At 56.5% G+C, this 6128-nt stretch carries 5 protein-coding genes; 2 read left to right on the top strand and 3 right to left on the bottom strand.

Translation table 11 applies throughout. The features are described 5' to 3' along the window. The first annotated feature begins 60 nt into the window (after positions 1-60). Positions 61-1866: a translation elongation factor 4 gene (gene lepA, locus FJ471_RS26830; RefSeq protein WP_140807738.1), complete on the top strand. Its 1806-nt coding sequence runs from the start codon at positions 61-63 to the stop codon at positions 1864-1866. A gap of 1 nt (position 1867) precedes the next feature. Here lepA and FJ471_RS26825 read toward each other — a convergent pair whose 3' ends face one another. The 3 genes from FJ471_RS26825 to FJ471_RS26815 are packed head-to-tail and all read right to left on the bottom strand — an operon-like array spanning position 1868 to position 5390. Further along, positions 1868-3058: a site-specific DNA-methyltransferase gene (locus FJ471_RS26825; protein ID WP_140807737.1), complete on the bottom strand. Its 1191-nt coding sequence runs from the start codon at positions 3056-3058 to the stop codon at positions 1868-1870. Beyond that, positions 3055-3531, bottom strand: coding sequence for a hypothetical protein (locus tag FJ471_RS26820; protein ID WP_140807736.1), 477 nt, complete (start codon positions 3529-3531; stop codon positions 3055-3057). The genes FJ471_RS26825 and FJ471_RS26820 overlap by 4 nt, the downstream gene beginning before the upstream one ends. Continuing rightward, positions 3528-5390 (bottom strand): Z1 domain-containing protein, encoded by a 1863-nt coding sequence (locus tag FJ471_RS26815; protein ID WP_140807735.1) that lies wholly within the window; start codon positions 5388-5390, stop codon positions 3528-3530. The genes FJ471_RS26820 and FJ471_RS26815 overlap by 4 nt, the downstream gene beginning before the upstream one ends. Positions 5391-5606: 216 nt before the next feature. On the opposite strand from FJ471_RS26815, the gene FJ471_RS34945 reads away from it, so the two are divergent. Further along, positions 5607-6119: a hypothetical protein gene (locus FJ471_RS34945; RefSeq protein WP_181179765.1), complete on the top strand. Its 513-nt coding sequence runs from the start codon at positions 5607-5609 to the stop codon at positions 6117-6119. Positions 6120-6128: the final 9 nt, after the last annotated feature.

The raw sequence follows: 6128 nt of genomic DNA, 5'->3' as shown, positions 1-6128 counted from the left end.
CTCTGCCCTGCCGGGCATCTCCCCCGCAAGGGAGGAGATCGGCTGTACATCACGCGCCGCATGACCACCCCGCTCGACCACATCCGCAATTTCTCCATCGTCGCCCACATCGACCATGGCAAATCCACGCTTGCCGACCGGCTGATCCAGCTCACCGGCGCGCTGGAGGAGCGCGACATGAAGGAGCAGGTGCTGGACTCGATGGATATCGAGCGCGAGCGCGGCATCACCATCAAGGCCCAGACCGTGAGGCTGAACTATCGCGCCAGGAACGGCGAGGACTATGTCCTGAACCTCATCGACACGCCCGGACATGTCGACTTCGCATATGAGGTGTCGCGTTCGCTCGCCGCCTGCGAAGGCTCGCTGCTGGTGGTCGACGCCTCGCAGGGCGTCGAGGCGCAGACCTTGGCCAATGTCTACCAGGCCATCGACAACAACCACGAGATCGTCGTGGTGCTGAACAAGGTCGACCTGCCGGCGGCCGAGCCCGAGCGCATCCGCGAGCAGGTGGAGGAGGTGATCGGCCTCGACGCCTCAAACGCCGTCATGATCTCGGCCAAGACCGGCCTTGGCGTGCCGGATGTGCTGGAGGCGATCGTCCACCAGCTGCCGCCGCCGCGCGAGGGCGACATCAACGCGCCGCTGAAGGCGATGCTGGTCGACAGCTGGTACGACGCCTATCTCGGCGTCATCGTTCTGGTGCGCATCATCGACGGCGTGCTGAAGAAGGGCCAGACCATCCGCATGATGGGCACCGGCGCGAAATATCTCGTCGAGCGTACAGGCGTCTTCAAGCCGGCCCGCGTCAATGTCGACGAGCTCGGCCCCGGCGAGTTCGGCTTCTTCACCGGCTCGATCAAGGAAGTGGCCGACACCCGCGTCGGCGACACCATCACCGAGGACCGCCGCCAGACGGCCAAGGCGCTGCCCGGCTTCAAGCCGGCGCAGCCGGTGGTGTTCTGCGGCCTGTTCCCGGTCGACGCCGCCGATTTCGAGGACCTGCGCGCCGCCGTCGGCAAGCTGCGCCTCAACGACGCGAGCTTCTCCTACGAAATGGAAACCTCCGCCGCGCTCGGCTTCGGCTATCGCTGCGGCTTCCTCGGCCTGCTGCACCTGGAGATCATCCAGGAGCGGCTGGAGCGCGAGTTCAACCTCGACCTCATCGCCACGGCGCCTTCCGTCGTCTACCGGCTGCTGTTGAACGACGGCACGGTGAAGGAGCTGCACAACCCGGCCGACATGCCCGACGTGGTGAAGATCCAGGCGATCGAGGAGCCGTGGATCCGCGCCACCATCCTCACCCCCGACGATTATCTCGGCGGCATCCTGAAGCTTTGCCAGGACAGGCGCGGCATCCAGGCCGACCTCTCCTATGTCGGCAAGCGCGCCATGCTCACCTACGACCTGCCGCTCAACGAGGTCGTCTTCGACTTCTACGATCGCCTGAAGTCGATCTCCAAGGGCTACGCCTCCTTCGACTATCACCTGACCGACTATCGCGAGGGCGACCTGGTCAAGATGTCGATCCTGGTCAACGAGGAGCCGGTCGACGCGCTGTCCATGCTGGTGCACCGCACGGCGGCCGAAAAGCGCGGCCGCGCCATGTGCGAGAAGCTGAAGGAGCTGATCCCGCACCATCTGTTCAAGATCCCGATCCAGGCCGCGATCGGCGGCAAGGTCATCGCCCGCGAAACCATCTCGGCGCTGCGCAAGGACGTCACCGCCAAATGCTACGGTGGCGACGTGACCCGCAAGCGCAAGCTGCTCGACAAGCAGAAAGAGGGCAAGAAGCGGATGCGCCAGTTCGGCAAGGTGGATATCCCGCAGGAGGCGTTTATCCAGGCGCTGAAGATGGGCGATTGAACTATTCTTTGATAAAACTCAAAATGGTTTCGGTTCTCATTCGCTTCGAAAGGGCACCGTTGGACAGAGGAAGATAGCGGCTCCGAGTCGGAAGCTCTCGATCGAAGCGCTTTACCTCTTTCAATCCCGAATAAGTCGCGGCAGTCGCGACGCTATTTGCGTTGCTTATGAAGACGCCCTTAAGGCACGAATTGCCGACGACAAATGTCGCCACTGCACCTGCTCGAAGAACCCTCGCGGTTTCGGCCGTCATGCCGATTAGATCGACGACGTAGCGGTCAATCATACGGTCATAACTCGAAGGTAGCGCGCTCACGTCTCCAGCCGCCTTTTTGATTTTCACGAACGCATCATCTTCCGCGGAAATCTGAAGGCCACGCTCCGTCCCAATACTCCCCGCTCGGATGGTTCGAATTTCTGAGCATGTCAAACCAAACCAAACCAAAGCAAGGCGATGGCCGCGCAGATAGTCGATGGCATTCAAATAAGGAGGAGACGTAAGCACCGCATCGATTGATGAATCGTTGACGCTAGTTAGCGTACGCGCGTCACCCATTTGCACTGTTGCTTTTCTCTTTGGCGGAAAATCATGTAGACGCTTCCTAAGTATACGGAAAGAGCGATCAAACCCAGCGAAGACATTGTAGTCGGAGCTTTCAGATACCTTATGAGGCCGGCTATGGGATGTATCTCTAGCGAGCGACGCGCACATTTCCTTTGTTATTATTATTCTGCTCAGGCTTACACGAAGAACGTCCAGTTCAGCTTGCTCATACGCATCGTCTTTTTCCTGGTCAATCGATCTGAAAACGTAGGCGATAGCCCTCAGAGCCTTTCGCTGTTCGATGCCAAACCAGTATTCGATGAACCGCGCAGTCTCCTGATCGTTATCAATCCAAGGTAACAAGATTTCTTCGTCCACAAGTGCCTTAGCCTCGCGCAGGGTTCGCTCGAAAAGGCTATCCAGCTTGGCCAGGTCGACCGGGGTCGTCCACACGCCCGCTATCAGAACCGCCAGCGGGTCAACATCGAATCCTATCCCCTGGAGCCCTAAGTCGGTAGCTTGCCGAAGGACGGTGCCCGATCCAACCATCGGGTCCAATACGACACTATTCGGCTTCAAAGTCTGAAGACTCAGTAAGGCCAGTTCCGGAGCCATTCTGGCGGGGAAAGGATGAATTGTTTTGTTCACGGTGCCGCGCTCTCACGGTAGGGCGTTGCAGACAATTCGGACAGCAACGCGCCCACGCCATTCGATTTGGCAAATTGAAGCGGCGATTCGTTTCCGAAAACGCGATACATGGTCCTTGGAGCGCGATCAACTCGTAGTGATGCTACGCCACCGGGTCGTGAAGCTGTGATGCTGGCGAATTCAGCCAGGGTGATGCCAACTACGCCGTCCAAACCACAAACCAAAACGATCCAAACTGACGCGAAGCGAGTCCTCAGTTCGACTAGCTCCTTCAGATGATCGACGGTGAAGCTGAAAGCCCAAGGTGCAAGGCGCTTGGTGGAATGTTTCAAGTATATCGCGATTCTCTCATTCAAGGAATAGCTATTGAGACGGCCATGCGTGTCGCACTTGCCAATGACGATTGGTTGCTCAGAGCCTGCTATTATAAGTCGCAGGGCGACACCGTGATAGCGATCAACCTCAGCTATCATTTCGTATTCTTGATAAACTGGATCGAGCCGGCGAATTTGTAGAAAAGCCGCCCCTTGCCGGCGCTGTTGGTAAAGACCTTAAGATGATGAAGCGCGTTGGGGAATTGGCCAGTCTGAGACTGGCCCATAAGCCCGCGCCGCCGCTCGATCGCCGCTTTGTCGAGCCCCTCAGCATCCTTGTATCCTTCGATGCTCGACGACGGATGCACGGCTACTGTACGCTCGACGCTGGGGCTCGCTGTCCGAAGTATGTAGCGTTTAAGATATTCGGGGAATGCCGATTCCCCCAACTCCTTTTGGAGGGCTTCCAGCTTGGCGCTGACGGAGTTTAGGGATTGTATTCTTTGATCGACCCCCGGGTCGAACTCAAATAGCCTGAATCCCATCTCCCCCTTATTCATGTCAACGGTTGATTGGTCAATGCTGGAGGACGAGACGGCAGATATTCGACCATCGCTTAGCCAAACTGGAGAGCCTTTCCCTTCCCTGATTGCTTCAAGTGCCAGCTTATGGAATACGAAACATCTGTGCCAATCTGCATACAGAGCGTTCGGTATAGTTAGTTCGAAGAACTTAAGGTATTTCCCTCTCGCACCGAACATCCTAGCTCGCTGTATGTAGGTGTCTTGCTGAATCTTGTGTTTAACATCACGTGTAAAAAACATGGAAAGAAGGTTTTCAAACGTGACGCCGCGAGACACGATATTTCCGCCAATCACAATCGTAAACAGCGAGGCCGGGCGCGTGGCAGATCGACCTTTTCGCGTAAGGTCACGATCGCTATTTAATATTATGACAGCATTTCGGCTTATATTCCTTACTACATATGAGGTGAGTCTGTCTGGATCGACGTCCGGATAGCGTTCACCCGCGAGAGTCCATATCTCTTTTATATAGCTGTCGAACTTCTTGCTCTGACTGTTGGTTAAAGAGGCCAACGTGTCCTGCATGACTGACCAGTCACTCTTATGGTCGATCCTCTTTCCGCTTGTATGGACTAGAAGAGAGTAATTAGCCTCTATTTGGTTCACATACTGGTTGAGGTAAGAGACGTTTACTAAGAATCCGAAGAGTGCTCGCCTAGCATACTTCGGATCGTCGCCGCGATTGGGAAGCAATTCAAGCTGAAACGGAAGTGACAAATTCTTACTAGGCCACTCAACCGGAAAGAAAATGTCTTGGCCGGTGTACATAGGATGTGGCGGAAAATTCACCCAAAGACGGCTATCGTTGTCAAACGTGTTGTTCAGATCAAGGCGAGCTGGAGTGGCTGTAACTCCAATATAATCTCCGGTCGAGCCGAGGATGTCATGTATAAGCTGATTTATCCGCGTTCTCTGCGCGCTGTTGATCTTTGAATTGGGTGAAGCGAAATCTGCCTCGTCATCAATTACAACGATATCTTTGAACTGACCGATCTTTTCGAGAAGCTTCTCCAGGTCACCTGCATTCTTCTTTGAGAAGACGACATATCGTCGAGACTTGACGTCTATCGAAGGGTCAAGAATCTCCGTGTAATTTTGGGCAGATGGGGCTAAGCCGGAATCTTGGAAGCGGCCAAGATTTTGACCCAATAAATCTACGCTATCATTTAACAAATGAACAATGAAGCGCCTGCCTTCATCCAGTAATTTTGCTGTAAGGCATATCATCATCTCCGTTTTTCCGCTCTGGGGTTCGCCGTAAATTACAAAAGCGCGACGACCATCGCCGGAGAGGTTCTTTAAGGCACCCTGGACGGCCTTCTCAATACACGTAACGTCTGCGCCGTCATCGATCAGCCGCCGAAGCTGCCGTTCGTACTGGTCAGCGGCAGGGTCTATTGCCTTGAAACGGCCAAGGTTAAAGGACTTTTCCATTGCTCCCCCCGAAGCACGTTGCTGACGCAGCCTATATCCTCTATTTCGAATTGCAACCCCGCAGTGATCAGAGTGTATGTTACCGCAAGTGCAGGTTTGGGCCAGCTATAATCGGTAGTCACTCGAACGACCAGGCCGGCAGCGCTTAGGAAGTGTCGCCACTCTTGAGTTGCGTCCACCTTGGCGTATCCTCTCCTCAGCTTGGGGAGACATCGCATGCGCTCCACCTCGGATACCGTCGCCGCGATCGGCCTCGCCATTGGCGGCGCGCTGGGCATGGCGGGCACTTTCGTTGCCAGCGACGCGCTGCGCGAAACATTGTGGACCATCGACGGCGTGGGCGTTGTCGTCGCGGCGGCACTGCTCACCATGAAATACCAGCGGCTGGGCAATGATCTCGTCGCGGCCGGCTTCCTCACTTTCCTGGCCGGCGAGAGCCTGCTTCTGGCCGGCAATGCGGCCGGCCTGCAGGCCAGCGTGCCGTCCTATGCCGGCGGCATTGCGCTGTGGGCGGCGGGGCTGGTCATGGTCAGCGCCCAAGCCACCTTCGCGCTCTGGATGAGGCTCACCGCTTTCGTCTCGGCGCTGCTGTTCACCGTCTCGGTGGCGATGATCCTGTGGGGCGCGCCGCTTCTGCCCACCTCGGCGCCGCTGCCGGCGCTCGGCTATCCGTTCCTGGTCCTCACCTTCATCGGCTGGATCTGGACGCTGCTTAAAGCCGAACGGTGAGCCAAGAAG

This window comes from Mesorhizobium sp. B2-7-1 (genome assembly GCF_006440735.1).
Taxonomy (GTDB): domain Bacteria; phylum Pseudomonadota; class Alphaproteobacteria; order Rhizobiales; family Rhizobiaceae; genus Mesorhizobium.
Note: the sequence above shows the minus strand (reverse complement) of the source record. Positions and strands in the feature narration are given on the sequence as shown.